We start from the raw sequence: 15659 nt of genomic DNA, 5'->3' as shown, positions 1-15659 counted from the left end.
TCGGAATTAGTTAGATGCGTGCAGTTGCATCATATGGCTTTGCGGTAGTCACTTGGCGCCACACCCACCACGTTTTTGAAAGCCCGGTTGAAGGAATTATAGTTCGTATACCCAACTTCTTCACTGATCTCCTGAATGGCCTTATCCGTCTCCTGCATGAGCAATTTGGCTTTTTCGATGCGATGACTAATAAGCAAATCCACAAACTTCTCCCCAATCTCATCCTTGAAAAGTTTGCTCAGATACTTCGGATTAATATCGAATAGATCACTAAGGTAGTTCAGTGACAGATCGGGATTACTGTAATGCTCTTCGATGTATTTGCGAATCTCCAGAATATGAGATCTGTGTTTTCGGGAACAATGCAGCGTCTGCATCTGCAGCGCCAGTTCCCTAAACCCTTCCCAGCACAGCTCACGCAGATCATTTAACGTCTCCCAGCCCTCCAGCCTTGGCAGAAGCGGGGTGAATATCGCAGCCCACGAATCCTGGTACTCCTGTGGGAGTTCGGCAAATTCCCGATTGTAATGTTGAAATAACAATTGAATCGTATTCATAATCTCCTGACGGGACAGGACGGACTCGCTGATTTGTTCAAACAGTCTTTCAAAATGCTTTTCCCAGACATCGTCGGATAAACGCATCGCCTGTACCAACAGCGAGATGGTTTTCAGGAACTCATACACATCATTGGTCGAATTCGGCACATCACTACACGGAATGATGCGATTCATCCCCAGTACAGCCTTGTACTCCAGTGCATGCACAGCTTCTTTCAATGAAGCTCTCAACCCCCGAATATCGACAGCAACCCGACCAACACCAATGGTCACGGTGAAGTTCAGATACTGATCGATTCTGTCCAGATAACCAGCGAGCAATCGATGCTCCGTCTCCTCGGCCTGTTCCATGTCCGGCATCCAGAGGATGGCCCACAGACGCTGATCGGAGATCCATTCAGCCCATACTTCTGTTCCTTCATTGCGTGCACTCTCTTGCAGAATACTGGACAACACAAATTTCAGGAGGGATTGGTCCTGATGATGATACTCCGTCACAAATGCATCATACCGATCCATCTCAATTACCATGACGGCCCAACGATGCTCCAGCTCAGGCAGTTTGAACTTCTTCATCTCTGCTGTCAGCTCCGTGCTTGTGAGGTCTCGTGTGCCTTCCAGCAACTCCTGAAAGAACATCCTTTTCTGCAAAATCAGATTCTCTTCATGCTCCTCCTGATACTGCCTCGTCTGATCAATCATGCGTTCCAGCGTTGTATGGATGAAACGGAACTCATTCTCTTTACCATAGTTCAGTCCGGATTGCTTCTGCGAAGAGACGGTCTGAATTAACGTGACAATCTGCTGAATCGGCTTGTAGTTTCTGCGGGTCACATAGATCACCCACACCACGCCAATCAACACAACCACTGCAGCAAAGGCAAACCAGATATTATAAAATTGCAGCGCCCATTTGACGATTTTACCGTTATTGAGACCCGTCTGTACCTTCCAACCGCTATAACTCGATGTAAATTCGGAGAAGACTTCTCCCGAGGTCGTTTTAGCAGAAGCTGTAACCCCTTCTGGCATACTGCTGTCCCACAGATTGCCGCCCGAACGGTTGAAGATGTTCACAAACGTAAATTCCGGGTCATACATCTGCATGATGGACTTCCTCAGGGTACTCAGGTCCACGTTGGTGACTACAAGTCCTTTGCCGTTCCCTACACTTCGCACAATCGTAATCACCTGCTCCGTCGCTTGTGAAGGGAAAGCCCGGAACGCTCGTGCCCCTGCCCACTTTTGTTCATCCCTCGTCCGGCTATCTGCAATAAAGTCTGCATCCGGGAACTCTTCAATCGGGACCGCCTTTCCGTTACTAAAGACGGTGCCATCTCCGTATCGAACGAGATAAATCGAATCAATCAACGGATACTCTATTTTCAATTCATCAACTACCTGGACCGCCTGAATGCCGGCATACACATCATCGCTGCCAGATACCGAGAAATAATTCTTCAAGTTAGGGTTGGTCAAAATTTCACGCAGTACCTTGAAGTCAATGGAACGCAGGGAGTTATCCAGATATTGCGTGACCTGTGAGGCCAGGAACTCATTGGCCTTGAGTGCTTCTCTACGGTTCTGTTCATTGAAGACCTGGAAGAAAATAAAAAATAAAATGGTCGTCACAATAAAGAAAACAGGCAGATACGATAACAGCAAACGTCTAAACCAATTGTTGTTCATCTCCGAGATCCCCCCACCATTACTGTTCATGCTGAATGACGACAATCATCTGTGCTGATCGCTAATTTCCCATAAATATTCAGTACATTATATCGGATGACGTGGGGTTCTCATAGGAGAAGACTGTCCCGGTCACGGGTGACAGACGGGACAGCCTCTATATGAATCCTTCAACAATTATTGATTCTTCTCAATGGCACGCTGATAGATCTCAAGGTAATTACTCAGTCCGAGACCATCGAAGCCTTTGACATATGAATCCCATTCCTTATCAATGCTCTTGCTGCCGATAATGAACTGTGCCATATTCGTCTGCACATAATCCTTGATGGCGGTAGTCAGTTGTGCAGCTGATTCCGTATCCTCTGGACGGATAAATACGTTCGCAGGGTATACTTCTTTTGGTGCATAGGGTTCATACACATTGGTAGCCTGGGCCAGACGTGTACCATAACCCTCTGCTTCTAAAGGATCCTGTCCTTCGGCAAACAGATTACGGAACGTGTTGGACAAGTCATGCGCTCCGATCTGTGACCAGCTCTCATTCACAACAACGTTTGGATCACGCTCAGGCAGGTTGTAGTAACTGTATTTGGCAGGCTCGCCATTGATGTTTTTCTCATCGGTATCTGCCTTCTTCCAGCCCTTGCCTTCGGTTGGTCCATACTCCGCGTACAGCGCACCTTCTTCACTGAACATGTAGTCCACAATTTTGATGGCAGCAATCTGCTGTGCTTCTGTCGCTTTGTTCGTAATGGCGAACTCAAACTCACCTACGCTCTGTGTAGCGCCTGTCGTCTGTACGCCATCCGGTCCTTTCAATGGAGGAACGATCTCCCAGTGCTGGTGACGGGTGATGTCTTTGTCATACGTATTCACGAGATAACTGACCAGCGCCGTTGTAATGGAGCCGACCACTTCATCGCCTTCCTTGTTGCCCAGTTGTCCGATAGCCTGGTCGTTCTGTGTAAAGGAAGCTGGATCAATCAGGCCATCTGCATACAGCTTGTTCATGTACTCCAGCCCTTTCTTCCAGCCTTCCTGATTGGCAGCAAAACTTACCTTGCCATCGTTCACGATCAAGTATTTGTCGTTATCATTGTAGATAAAACTATTCATCAGGTAGGCATCAATGTTGCCATTCCATACATACTTGTTCGGTGCGCCCGTGAGTGGAATCTCGTCGGCTTTCCCGTTGCCATTCGGATCTTGTGTCTTAAACGCCTTCAGAACGGTATACAGTTCCTCTGTTGTGGTTGGCATTTTCAGACCCAAATTATCGAGCCACTCCGTGTTGATCCAGTATTTCTGAGCATACGTACAGTGGTAACATTCATTGAAGATTGGCAAAGCATAGATGTTGCCATCCGGTGCCGTGATGGCTTCTTTGAAGTATGGCTTCTCTTCCATAATCTTGGTCAGGTTCGGACCATACTCCTTAATCAGATCTTGTAGCGGAAGGAACACGCCCTGTTTTCCATAGGTTTGAAGGTCTGAGGTGGTGAACTTGCCGTGAAGAAATACTTCGGGATAATCACCACTAGCCAGCAGCAATTGTCTGCGATCCTGCAAGGCATCCGTTGGGGCCAGATCCCATTTTAGGGTAACGTCGAACTTGTCTTCGATAAATTGGGTGAATTCATTCTCTTCCATGGACGCTTTGCCTTGCGGAGCAAAGAAAGTCATGGTTACAGGACCGCCGCTCTCCCCGCTACCGTCGCTACTTCCACCCGATTCCTCGGATGAACTACATGCGGACAACAAAGCCATCGAAGCAAAGACCAGAAATAACATCGAAATCCAAGATTTTCTCAATCTGACTCCTCCTTTTTGTTCATAACGGCAAATTATTGACTTGTACTGCACGTGTATAAAATCGACCCCGGAAGCCGGCGTGTTCCTTCCACCTCCTTTCAAGAGGCAACCGGGCTTAATTCACAAGGATTAACCTTTGAGGGAACCTACCATGACCCCTTTAACAAAATGCTTCTGTACAAATGGATACATGATCAGAATGGGAATACTCGCGACAACGATCAGTGCATATTTCAACACCTGCTCGAACCCTTGATCCCGCATCTGCTGGCTGGTATTGGCGAGCATCGCCGGGTCAGCAGCGTTCAGGATGAGCAGATTGCGAAGCACATATTGCAGAGGGAACAATTTCTCGGAGCGCAGATAGATTAGTGCATCAAAGTACGCATTCCAGTGACCTACGGCATACATGAGTGTCATGACCGCCAGAATAGGCTTTGATAAGGGAAGAACCACGCTGATAAGATACCGGATATCCCGGCACCCATCCATTTCTGCGGCCTCGCCAAGCTCCTCGGGGATGGAAGATTGGAAGAAGGTCCTTGCCACGATGACCTGGAACACCGCGAGCGCCCCGGGCAACCACATCGCCCAACGTGTATCCAGCAGGTGTAGATCCTTCATCAGAAGGTAGGTGGGAATCAGACCGCCATCAAAGAACATGGTGATCATCATGAAAATGATAATGGCTCCTCGTCCGTAGAACGATTTGCGTGATAAGGGATACGCCAGCATGACGGTCAGTGCCACGTTAATGAACGTGCCTACCACGGTGTAGATGATCGTGTTATAGAAACCGAGCATCAGCTGTTGGCTTTTGAAAATGGAGATGTACGCCTTGATATTAAAATCGACCGGGAACAGCCACACCTGACCGGATGTCACGGCTCGTGAAGAGCTGAACGAAGAACTGATGATATACAAGAGCGGGTAAAACACCGTTAGCAGTATGGCGAACAGAAAGATGTAATTAAGTGTCATGAAAATGCGGTCACCGAGCGGGTCCTTGATCCGGTTACGATTAATCAGGTTGAACATGGATAAGCTCCTCCTTTACCACAAGCTGTTCTGGGATACTTTGCGGGATATGCCGTTGACGATAACCAGCAGGATCAGGTTGATAATGGAGTTGAAGAATCCTACTGCCGAGGAAAAGCTGAAATTCGCCCCGATCAGACCGACCTTGTACACATACGTGGAGATGACCTCCGAAGCGCTTGTGTTGAGCGGATTCTGCATCAGGTATATTTTCTCGAAGCCCACGCCCATAATGCTTCCCAGACTCAGAATCAGCATGATGACAGTGACTGGAACGAGTGTTGGAAGGTCGATGTGCCAGATTTTCCGAAGCCTTGATGCGCCGTCCATCTTCGCTGCTTCATAGAGAGATGGATCAACACCGGCAAGAGCTGCGATATATATAATTGATGAATACCCCATGCCCTGCCAGACACCTGACCAGACGTATATCGATTTGAAGTATTCCGGAATGCCCATGAAGTTGGTCATTGGGAAGCCGAGCAGTGTGAACAGCTTGTCTACCACGCCCACATGCGGGGAGAGCATCAGAATGATAATGGATACCATAACAACCGTGGAGATAAAATGTGGAGCGTAGGTGACCATCTGCACGGTCTTCTTGAAGTAACCCGTTCGAATCTCATTTAGCGCCAGGGCCAGCAGGATCGGAATCGGGAAACCTGCTATTAAGGAATAAAAGCTGATGCCTATCGTGTTTTTGATTAACAGCCAGAAGTTCGGAGACTGGAAGAAGGCTTCAAAGTGTTTGAAGCCAACCCAAGGGCTTCCCCAGATTCCTTTGACCACACTGAAGTCCTTGAAGGCGATCTGTACACCCACCATAGGAATGTACTTGAAGATCAACAGATACAACACCGGGGGCAGCACGAGCAGGTAGAGCTCCCAGTGCTTCTTGAGGCTTCTAATGAATGGATGCTGCCGCTTGGGCTCCACATGTTTCCTCTGCTGGAGTTCCAACTTGGCGGGTATGCTTTCCGTAGCTCGACTCATTTGCGTCACTCCTTCTACACCTCAAGTGTAATAATACATTACATTTACATCCCTTAAACATCCTTTTTTCTGTACGCGCTTCCTTGTTAAACACAAATGATGTAAACATTCATATCAGGTAGCGCTTTCTTGATTTGATAGTACATCGCATGGTAAACTTTTATCAATTTGCAATTTTCTCCGACTTCTCTTTATTCTATAAACCCTTGCCTGACAAGCGATTACGAGCCATTTCTAGTGAAAATTATGTTCCTTATGTAGGATTTAAAAAAATCCGGAGGCTGTGATATCTCCCCCGGAATTGACATGGATTTCTTTACATGCAAGTTCAAAAAGTTAACGATTCAGCACCGAGAAGGGGAACACACTGGAACAACCTCTATGCGCTTGTGATCAATCGGAACGTATGTGTGATCGGCGCTGCACTGGTTGCGTCGGATTGTGGCAGTTCCACGAGAAGCCCGTCTTCCGTATGCTGATACGAAAGTACGTCATCGCTACCGATGAGTTCGATACGCTCTACCTTTTCCAGATAAGGAATGACCAACTGTGGTTGTACGGTCTCATTCTCGTTTCGGTATAACCGGAAGGCATATACGGTGTTGATCTCTTCCTTCTGCGTAAAGGCCCAATCTTTCGTAAAATAGGGCCCGCAGATCCGGGTTCCATAGACCCCTTCTCCGTGAGTACCCAGCCATTCACCGAGGCCTTTAATGCCTCGAATTGCCCCTTTTGGCAGACGCCCATCGGGTTGTGGTCCTACATTCAGCGCCAGGTTCCCACCCTTGGACACGACTTCGAGCAGAATATGTGCCAGCTGTCTTCCCGATTTATACTGATCATCGAATCCGAAAGCAAAGGAATTCCCCACGGTAATACAGCTCTCCCATGGAATGTTCATCGGATGTTCCGGTATGGTCTGCTCGGGGGTCACGATATTCTCATACGGCCCACCCACGGTGCGATCTGCGGACAGGAGCCAAGGTTGTGTGGTCTGACGTGCCCGTTCCACAACTTCTCCAAGCCTGATATCCTGACCATGGCGACCTTCACGCACCCAGCCGGCATCCAGCCACAGACATTCAATCCGCCCGTAATTCGTCAGCAGCTCCATGATCTGCTTATGGGTGAACTCCACGAATTTCTCCCACAGCCATGGATACTTATGCGGATCATACGAGGGCCCGCGCCACATATGACGTCCACGCTCCATGCCCGGCGCCCAGTAATACGGGGTATGCCAGTCCGCTTTGGAGAAATACGCTGAGATGCCAAGCCCTTTGGCCCGGAAAGCGTCAAATAGCGATCGACAGATGTCCGCATACTTATGAGTATGAAAAGGGGTGTCCTTTCCCGTAATCCGGTAATCCGTCGTTTTGGTATCCCACATGCAGAAACCGTCATGGTGCTTGGTGGTGAACAGGAAATATTTAAACCCGTTATCTGCTGCCATCTGAGCCCACTCCTCAGGCTGGAAGCGAATCGGATTGAAGGTTTTGTTCAGATCGAAATATTCCCGCTTGAAGTCTTCCATGTCATCCGTCCAGTCGATGTCATCACGCGACCAATCGCCATCCTCGTCACTTAGCGCCCAGGATTCGACGAGGCCAAGCTGAGAGTACGGCCCCCAGTGCATCATCAGTCCCAGCTTCTGATCCTTGAACCACTCCAGCCGCTCATTCAGCAGCGGATCTTCCGGTTTGATCCACTCTTCCTCTTTGCTAAAATTGTGCACACCGGCTTCGACAATCTGCTCTTCCTGCTCCAGTACGGTTTCTTTGGTTTCGCTCATCCTGATTCATCTCCTCGGATTAGAATAAAAGATAAACCTTGCATGTTACGCCTGGTCACTCCGAGTGCAGTACCATCTTTCGATCGCTGTTATCCCCGGATTTCTTTTATTTCACTCTATAATTGTTGGAAATCCGGTGATAAAGGCGAACGCTTCGCTTCTTCAGATTGGTTCTGCACTCTCTGTTTTGGCGTAAACGGTATGTTTAACTATTATGGGGCGTAGTAACTCCGTTATTTCGATTGCGGTGCCGGCTCCAATTACTATGAATCCCAGATTCTCCTCTTGCCTCTAGGGGAATGTAAACTGGCTGATCCTGGCGAATGGGTAGAATATTTTCTAAGGAACACAGGGCGTCTTAATTAGCCTTTTGGTCCTCTTTATAAATTGTAAGGAACTTCAGACACGTTATTTCCCGAAATTAGCTGATAATAATGCTGTGAACTGCTGTTTATTCTCATATAGCGTGTCTCAGGTTCTTTAGCTTCCTACTGGGGCTTCAGATCCTCCAATAAGACGCCTCAGATTCGTTAGCGCTCGCTCCCATGCTTTATTCCAACCGCAAGCAAAGAGGACGACTCCGAATCTCGCCCAGAGCGGGGCTTCATTGAGAAGGTAGCGAAGTGTTCATAACCTTCAATGCCATGGCAGTCGTAAAATATCAACGTAGCGTCTCAACGCCATACCATTCTGTCTTTACAGTGTGATCTCGCGTCCCTGACGGGCTGATTCGTAGATGGCACAGAGCATCTTCATCACTTCAACGCCATCCTCGACGGGGCTAAGTGTTTCTTTGCGACCCTGCGTGCTATCGATAAAATGGTTAATTTCATTGCGGAACGAGCCCATAAAGTCGAAAGATTTGAAATCCACCTGTGGGGTCATGTTCAAAATAGTGTTGAATTTCTCCCCAATAATCGAAATTTCCGGCTCCAGCTCGGCACCGCCTTTGTCGCCATATAGCTTGACCGAAGTCTCATCCGCTTTGGCATGGAGCGTGAAACTGACATCCACGAGCAGGCTCGCGCCGTTCTCGAAACGAATCAAGGCATTTGCCATATCCTCAACGGTGTTCTGCTCTGCGTCATAGTCGGCTGCTTTGTAGAACGAAAGATTGTTAATGTTCGAGCGGTTCCCCAATCGGTTAGACACGTTAGCGGAGACAGACTTTACCTTCGGTCTACCCATCAGATACCAGCAGATATCGATCACATGCACCCCGATATCGATCAGAGGTCCACCACCGGAGCGGTTGATATCCGAAAACCAGCCACCCGGATTGCCCAGACGGCGCAGACTGGAGGCCTTGGCATAATAGATCTCGCCCAGCTCTCCCTCGTCGATGAACCTCTTCAGAATCTGTGCATTGTCGCTATAGCGGCGAACAAAACCCACTTGCAGCAACTTTCCGCTGCGATGAACAGCCTTCTCTACTTCGAGCGCGTCCTCCACCGTTTGGCAGAGCGGTTTCTCACATAACACGTTTTTGCCTGCGTCCAGAGCAGCAATGCTAATCTCCGCATGGGAGTCGTTCCATGTACAGATGCTAACGGAATGAATCTCGGGAAGTGCGAGCAGTTCCTTGTAATCGGTAAACACATGAGGTGCATTATATTGCTTCGCGACTTCTGCAGCACGTTCTGCATTCAGGTCGCAGATCGCATATATTTCAACGTCAGGGTTACTGGCATAGGCTTGCAAATGGCAATCGGATATGGATCCGGCACCGATGACGGCGACTTTCAATTTGGACATAGTGCTGATTCCTCCATCGTTTTCATATGAATTGACTCAAGAAATTATAATATTCGGCTTAACGTAACGACGGTGAATGCTTGGACTTTCGGCCGCTGTTGTCTGCAAATTTCTTTTATTGACCGCTCTAGCGGTTGAAATTCGCAGACAAAGGCGGTCGCTGACGCTCCTACAGTTCCAAGCTTCCCCTCTGTTACTCACGCCTTCTTTAGAATTTGATTCAATGTTATTCATTTAAAACAAGTACGCAGCCCTATGCCTCTTCCCATAGGCGGCGGACGTTATCCATAGCATTGCGTGAGGCTGTTTTGCAATCCTCCATGCCCTCAAATTCAACCGAGATATATCCGTCATACCCGGATTGTTTCAACACCCGGAAGACCTCGGGCATATTAATATCGCCATGGCCCACAATGGCACCGCGCAGGTAATTACCGTGCGATGTTTGGAACCAGCCTTCACCGGGGTTCCGGTAGGAAGGTCTCCAGTAGAAGTCTTTGGCGTGCACGATCGACGCGTAAGGAATGTTATTTTTCACAGCGCTCACCGGATCTTCATCCACACAGAGAAAATTGCCGACATCCAGCGTCGTTCTAAAATTCTCCCGCGCTGTTTCGTGTAACAAACGCTGAATTCGCTCACTCGACTGCACATAGTACCCATGGTTCTCCACGCTTGTTGTAATCCCAAAACCAGCTGCATAATCGGCTATCCGCTGACAGGCCTTCACCAGTACCGGCAGATCAATCTCGAACTGTGCTACGGTTCCTTCTGGCGCAGGTCGGAAAGCCACGTCATGACGCATCAACTTCACGCCGAGCGCTGCAGCCACATCCACATGCCGCATCACATTCTGGATCTCTTGCTCCAACGCTTCGGCGTCTTCCTGCACAGCAAAGTTAGCGCCGATCGCATAATTGGAAATATCGATTCCTACCTCTTTTGCCACAGCTTTGATCTCATCAATCAACTCTGGATTCTCGATCAGACTGAATCCCATCGGAACAATCTCCACATGTTCTCCGCCCTGATCGGCAATCCAGCGAATGGCATCCGGCACGGTTAATTCTTTGCGATCCAGTGCTTGTTGCAGACTGTAGGTGCTGAGTCCAACTTTCATTTTTCCTCATCCTCTCATGTAGTCAATGTCCATACCCAACGTATACCTTTTTCCGGCGGACACGACAATTCTCAATAATCGTTTGGCTCACCTATTTTCCTTTTCCTAGCCCAAATCCGGTGTATCCACGAACGTTACGGCCAGTTCAGACGTCTGATGAAGCTCGAATACGATGATTTCATTATCACCTTCACGAAGAAGCGGGGCAGGTACATACAACGTTTTTTGCGGTCCTTTATTCCAGTAGCGACCCAGATTGAATCCGTTTACAAATACAACTCCCTTGGTCCAGTTATCCAGTCGCAGAAAAGTATCTCTTACCCCCATGACTTGAAAACTTCCCCGGTAAAAGGCTGGCCCTTCCCCCGGTCTCTCTCCTTCTTCATCCCCTGCCGAAGAGGGCTCGTTAAATTTTAGACCCGACAGATCGGTTAAGGGCAGACAATGAATCGTCCAATCATATAAAAATTGAAAGCCATGTCGCACTCCCTCCGTAATCCCCTTTGGATCTCTCAGGTACGGACCATAATTAATTCGCCCCATATTTTCCACAAGGATCAATAGATCTGCACCCTCCGGAGGGACTTCAAAGGAAATCGAAAATGCGGTATTTCCGCGTTCCAGCACACCCTGAAACTGCCCATTAACAAACACAAGTGCACGATCACGTACCTCCTGAACCACCAGTTCCTGTCGCTCCCTGGGTCCGGATATCCGGGTTTGATAACAAATAAATCCATAATCCTGACCCAATTTCTCCATTGGTTCCGGATTCGTACGCTGTAACGGGACGGATATCCGGTCCAACTGGGCCAGTAATGCAGCCTGCTGGTTCAACTCCACGCGCCCATAGGCGATAGTCCCCTTCGATTCTGGCAGCACAAGCTCACCCAGACTGTTGTCGCTATACCGAGCAATAAGATCACGCACCGCGTGGAATTTTGCTGTCGGCTCCCCGGATTCACTGAGCAGTGAATCATAGTCGTAACTTGTAATCGTTGGTTCGTATTGATCCTTCTGCTGACAGTTCGCCCCGTTATAGAATCCAAAGTTCGTTCCCCCATGGAACATATAAAAGTTAACCGAAGCTCCTGCCCGAAGCATCTCCTCAAACACCCCAGCCACATCCGCGGCTTCCCGGGTATGATGCAACTCTCCCCAGTGGTCGAACCAGCCGTTCCAATATTCCATGCACATCAGTGGTTCTTCCGCCTGATATTCACGCAGCTTGGCGAACGCCCCTTCTGTTCCTGATCCAAAATTGACCGTAGCCAGATGCCCCGGCACCGATCCCGCTTGCAGCATAGGGTCCGTCGGTCCGTCGGAGGTAAATAACAACACATCCATACCGCGCTCCACCATGCCATCACGTAAATATTGCAGGTAACTCGCATCATTGCCGAAGCTGCCGTATTCATTTTCAATCTGCATTGCAATAATCGGCCCGCCATGGGTGCTAAGAAGGGGTTTTAATTTGGGCAAAAGCACATCATAATATCGATCCACATTCGCCAGAAATTTCACATTATTACATCACAGACGAATCTCATCATCAGCCAGCAGCCAATAAGGCAATCCGCCAAACTCCCACTCGGCACATATGTAAGGACTTGGGCGAACAATCACATGAAGACCCACTTCTCCCGCCATGCGAATAAACCGTTCCAGATCTGCCATGCCTTCAAAACAATATTGCCCAGGCTGCGGCTCATGAACATTCCACGGCACATACGTTTCCACTGTATTGAAACCGCAGGCTTTCAGCTTGAGTAGCCGATCCTCCCAATATTCGGGGACCACTCTGAAATAATGAATCGCACCCGACAAAATCTGAAGGGGCTCACCATCATACATGAATTGTGAACCTTTATACGTTAGCAACGCCATTTGACAGCCCTCCCCGCTCGCTCAGATATATGCCTAACCCGGACAACGCAGGATACCATCTGGATTCATGAATGGTTACTCGCATCCTTCTCGATGTGACCTGTGGGAAACAGCAAATTCGTTTATACCCCACTACCGTCCCCGTATAGAACGCTTCCCAACCACCATCTGCCCTCTGTGACTCCAGTGTAAAACGCTCAATCCGTTGGCCTGTCTGGATATGTTCCATCAGCACCACCCGGTCGAATGAACGTTCCTCCTGCAAATCCAGCTCGACCCAAGCCTGCTCCGTTCCTTCATGCGGGCACCAGTACGTATCCCGTCTTTCCGTCAGTACCTCCGATACGTCATGTTGTTCATCCATCGTCTCCGATGCTTTTACCAGCGCCTGCAAGGACAAATTTTCCTGAAAAATGGTGCGCAGCGAAGCTCCCAATTCCTGTAGTCGCTCCACATCCCGTTCGTGAATGAGACCACGCGTATCCGGTGGCAGATTGAGTAAAAAAGTGGCATTGCCCCCTACTGCGCCGTAATAGACAGCGAGCAGTTCTTCCAATGTTTTGACCTGATCATCTTCACTTGCATGATAGAACCATCCTGGGCGAATCGAGGTATTCACCTCGGCAGGGTACCAGATCAGTTGGTCAACTTGGGAACAAATGACCTCTCGACTTCCCAAATCACTGTCCTGCGTATTAATTCTTGTGGCAAACTCACCATCATCCACCTGCTGTGATTGTTCCTGAATCTTCTCATTATCCTGCATATGCGCTGGCACAACGCTCCATTCCGATTCCCGCGTATGCCCCGCCTCATTGCCACACCAGCGAACATCCGGGCCGCATACCGAGATGACCGCTTCGGGCTGTAGTTCACGAATAAGCGCATAATAGGCGTCCCAGTCATAGACCTGCCTTTTGCCATTTGGCCCTTCTCCGCATGCCCCGTCGAACCATACACAGAAGATGTCGCCATAATTCGTAAGCAGCTCGCGTAACTGATGGAGGAAAAATTGGTTATATCTCTCGGAATCTCCATAAGTGGATTCATGCCGATCCCAAGGAGACAGGTACACGCCAAACTTCAATCCACCCTCACGGCAGGCATTGGCGACTTCCTGAACCAAATCCCCCGCACCGTTTCTCCATGGACTGGCTGCAACCGTATGCGCTGTAAACTGGCTTGGCCACAAACAAAATCCATCATGATGCTTACACGTCAAAATCAGCCCCTTCATCCCGGCGGCCTTGCACGCCTGCACCCATTGCGCTGCGCTCAGTTCAGAAGGATTGAAGATAGCAGGGTCTTCCTCCCCAGTGCCCCATTCCCGATCGGTGAATGTATTTACCGTAAAATGAATAAACGCATAGAACTCCATCTCCTGCCATCTTAACTGGCGTTCCGATGGGCTGACCTGTGCTGCGGACTTGATCCATTCGGCTGATTGCAGTTCTTTATTCATGGCGTATCACTCCTTTTATTTCGTGCATTCCTATATCACTGGACCAATATCACTATTGATTGGACCACTACGCATTGCACTACTGTTCATGAATCGCTGTGATGCAAGCAATAACTGCTGCTTGGCTCGAGCGATAAGCTGCGAATCTGCAGGATGGTCGAAGCTTCCTTCACGGCGTACGCCTGATCCCATATGGATCTCCGTGATCCCCGTCTGACTCACTAGCTTCTGAATCCCCTCTATGATGACCCCCGCCCCTGCCATGACAGCGATGTTTAAGGTTTGCCCCAGTTCCTGAAGCTGTTTCAGTTCCAGTATGGCTTCAGGCGCCGTCCGTCTCCCTCCCGATGTAAGCACACGCTCCACGTTGCCCCATGTGTTGATGGCCTTGAGCGCCTCTGTCAGGCTTGCGCTCACATCAATCGCCCGATGAAATGTAACGCCCAACCCTTCAGCTTCGACCATACAGGATTGCAAGGATAGAAGGTCCACCTCACCTTCTTCTGTAAGAGCACCAATCACGATGCCAGCGGCCCCAAGTTCCTTCGCCACGTGGATATCCCGGGTCATGGCGTCGATGTCATCTGCGCTATAGCGGAACGAGCGACTATGGGGACGGATCATGACATACACCGGGATGGAGACTTGGGATACTACTTGCTCCATGACACCATAACTGGGGGTAAGGCCACCCTCGGACATCGCAGACACCAGCTCAATTCGATCGGCCCCTCCCTCCTCAGCTGCCTTGGCATCTTCCACATCCACAGCAATGACTTCCAGTACAGGCTGTCTTCCCATAAGGATTGCTCCCTTCACTTCATCGTAGATTATTCCAGCACCGTTAAGCCGTATGGATACCCATCATTCGAACTGCATCCAGCCTGATCCATGACATAAAGGACCGACTGAACGCTTCCTCAGCGCTCCTGCGGTCCTTCTTCATCACTATGGGCGACGGTCAATTTCCAGAACGCAATCCGAACAGGCTGACCTTCCTGAAAGATATATTGTTTGTCAGCAATGATCTTCATGAGTGGATTCTCCTCTCGGAACCGGAATGGGCTAACAAATAGAGAGTGTAACGGACATCCTGTTATTTGCTTGATTTATTTTGTTATTTTTGTTATTTACAATGTTATTATCGATTAGCAATAGTCTAAAACGTTAGGTTCAGAACGTCAATACAAAAAAAGACACCCCAAGGGTGTCTTCATGTCTCCGATAACTTTCTGGTTATCCGAGCTTTTTCTATTTTTTACGCCGAGCCTTCGTCATTCGATTAAACATGATCAGTGCAGCAATGATCATGGCTATCATGGCAATATTACTTGCCACTTCTTGTGATAACCCGAAAAGAACTCCCAGGTTAGTCACCAGGCCTCTTACAATCAGCGCCACCACAACCAGCAGGATTGGACTCAAAAAGTTATAATTTCTCATTCTTGGCAACACCCCTGACCCCATTGTTCAGAACTTCAAATTCCCTAACACTATCATAACAGTAGCTATTCCGCGTTACAACAAAGGACACCGCGAGCAGTGTCC

General features: G+C 48.9%; 10 protein-coding genes and 1 pseudogene. All 11 read right to left on the bottom strand.

Annotated elements, in window-relative coordinates; genetic code table 11:
- Positions 1–29: 29 nt before the first annotated feature.
- Complete coding sequence (locus ABTV53_RS00535) at positions 30–2249, bottom strand: helix-turn-helix domain-containing protein (protein WP_433749468.1); 2220 nt, start codon at positions 2247–2249, stop codon at positions 30–32.
- 177 nt (positions 2250–2426) lie between these two features.
- Positions 2427–4064: an ABC transporter substrate-binding protein gene (locus tag ABTV53_RS00530; RefSeq protein WP_433749466.1), complete on the bottom strand. Its 1638-nt coding sequence runs from the start codon at positions 4062–4064 to the stop codon at positions 2427–2429.
- A 129-nt stretch (positions 4065–4193) separates the two neighbouring features.
- Positions 4194–5102: a carbohydrate ABC transporter permease gene (locus ABTV53_RS00525; RefSeq protein WP_133387247.1), complete on the bottom strand. Its 909-nt coding sequence runs from the start codon at positions 5100–5102 to the stop codon at positions 4194–4196.
- Positions 5103–5117: 15 nt separating this feature from the next.
- Positions 5118–6095, bottom strand: coding sequence for an ABC transporter permease (locus ABTV53_RS00520; protein WP_433749462.1), 978 nt, complete (start codon positions 6093–6095; stop codon positions 5118–5120).
- A 379-nt stretch (positions 6096–6474) separates the two neighbouring features.
- Complete coding sequence (locus ABTV53_RS00515) at positions 6475–7887, bottom strand: alpha-L-fucosidase (protein WP_433749459.1); 1413 nt, start codon at positions 7885–7887, stop codon at positions 6475–6477.
- A gap of 696 nt (positions 7888–8583) precedes the next feature.
- Positions 8584–9642: a Gfo/Idh/MocA family protein gene (locus tag ABTV53_RS00510; RefSeq protein WP_433749456.1), complete on the bottom strand. Its 1059-nt coding sequence runs from the start codon at positions 9640–9642 to the stop codon at positions 8584–8586.
- Between the two features lie 253 nt (positions 9643–9895).
- Positions 9896–10762 (bottom strand): sugar phosphate isomerase/epimerase family protein, encoded by an 867-nt coding sequence (locus ABTV53_RS00505; RefSeq protein WP_433749453.1) that lies wholly within the window; start codon positions 10760–10762, stop codon positions 9896–9898.
- A gap of 105 nt (positions 10763–10867) precedes the next feature.
- Positions 10868–12649, bottom strand: a pseudogene (locus ABTV53_RS00500) (glycoside hydrolase family 35 protein).
- Positions 12630–14111 carry an alpha-L-fucosidase gene (locus tag ABTV53_RS00495; protein ID WP_433749450.1) on the bottom strand — a complete coding sequence of 494 codons (1482 nt, stop codon included), beginning with the start codon at positions 14109–14111 and terminating at the stop codon, positions 12630–12632. Before ABTV53_RS00495 ends, ABTV53_RS00500 begins: the two are co-directional and overlap by 20 nt.
- Positions 14112–14141: 30 nt before the next feature.
- Entirely contained in the window at positions 14142–14912 is a 771-nt protein-coding gene (locus ABTV53_RS00490) for a copper homeostasis protein CutC (RefSeq protein WP_433749447.1), read from the bottom strand.
- 450 nt (positions 14913–15362) lie between these two features.
- The gene (locus ABTV53_RS00485; RefSeq protein ID WP_062837718.1) at positions 15363–15554 is read right to left on the bottom strand and encodes a hypothetical protein; all 192 of its coding nucleotides are present in this window, start codon (positions 15552–15554) and stop codon (positions 15363–15365) included.
- Positions 15555–15659: the final 105 nt, after the last annotated feature.

Origin of the sequence: Paenibacillus amylolyticus, from assembly GCF_050990605.1 — a bacterium.
GTDB lineage: Bacteria > Bacillota > Bacilli > Paenibacillales > Paenibacillaceae > Paenibacillus > Paenibacillus amylolyticus_H.
Note: the sequence above shows the minus strand (reverse complement) of the source record. Positions and strands in the feature narration are given on the sequence as shown.

What these genes read in the sequence shown, in the direction of transcription:
- ABTV53_RS00485 (WP_062837718.1), bottom strand. Translation starts at nt 15,554, where the DNA reads ATGAGAAATTATAACTTTTTGAGTCCAATCCTGCTGGTTGTGGTGGCG.
- ABTV53_RS00515 (WP_433749459.1), bottom strand. Translation starts at nt 7,887, where the DNA reads ATGAGCGAAACCAAAGAAACCGTACTGGAGCAGGAAGAGCAGATTGTC.
- ABTV53_RS00490 (WP_433749447.1), bottom strand. Translation starts at nt 14,912, where the DNA reads ATGGGAAGACAGCCTGTACTGGAAGTCATTGCTGTGGATGTGGAAGAT.
- ABTV53_RS00510 (WP_433749456.1), bottom strand. Translation starts at nt 9,642, where the DNA reads ATGTCCAAATTGAAAGTCGCCGTCATCGGTGCCGGATCCATATCCGAT.
- ABTV53_RS00520 (WP_433749462.1), bottom strand. Translation starts at nt 6,095, where the DNA reads ATGAGTCGAGCTACGGAAAGCATACCCGCCAAGTTGGAACTCCAGCAG.
- ABTV53_RS00535 (WP_433749468.1), bottom strand. Translation starts at nt 2,249, where the DNA reads ATGAACAACAATTGGTTTAGACGTTTGCTGTTATCGTATCTGCCTGTT.
- ABTV53_RS00495 (WP_433749450.1), bottom strand. Translation starts at nt 14,111, where the DNA reads ATGAATAAAGAACTGCAATCAGCCGAATGGATCAAGTCCGCAGCACAG.
- ABTV53_RS00505 (WP_433749453.1), bottom strand. Translation starts at nt 10,762, where the DNA reads ATGAAAGTTGGACTCAGCACCTACAGTCTGCAACAAGCACTGGATCGC.
- ABTV53_RS00525 (WP_133387247.1), bottom strand. Translation starts at nt 5,102, where the DNA reads ATGTTCAACCTGATTAATCGTAACCGGATCAAGGACCCGCTCGGTGAC.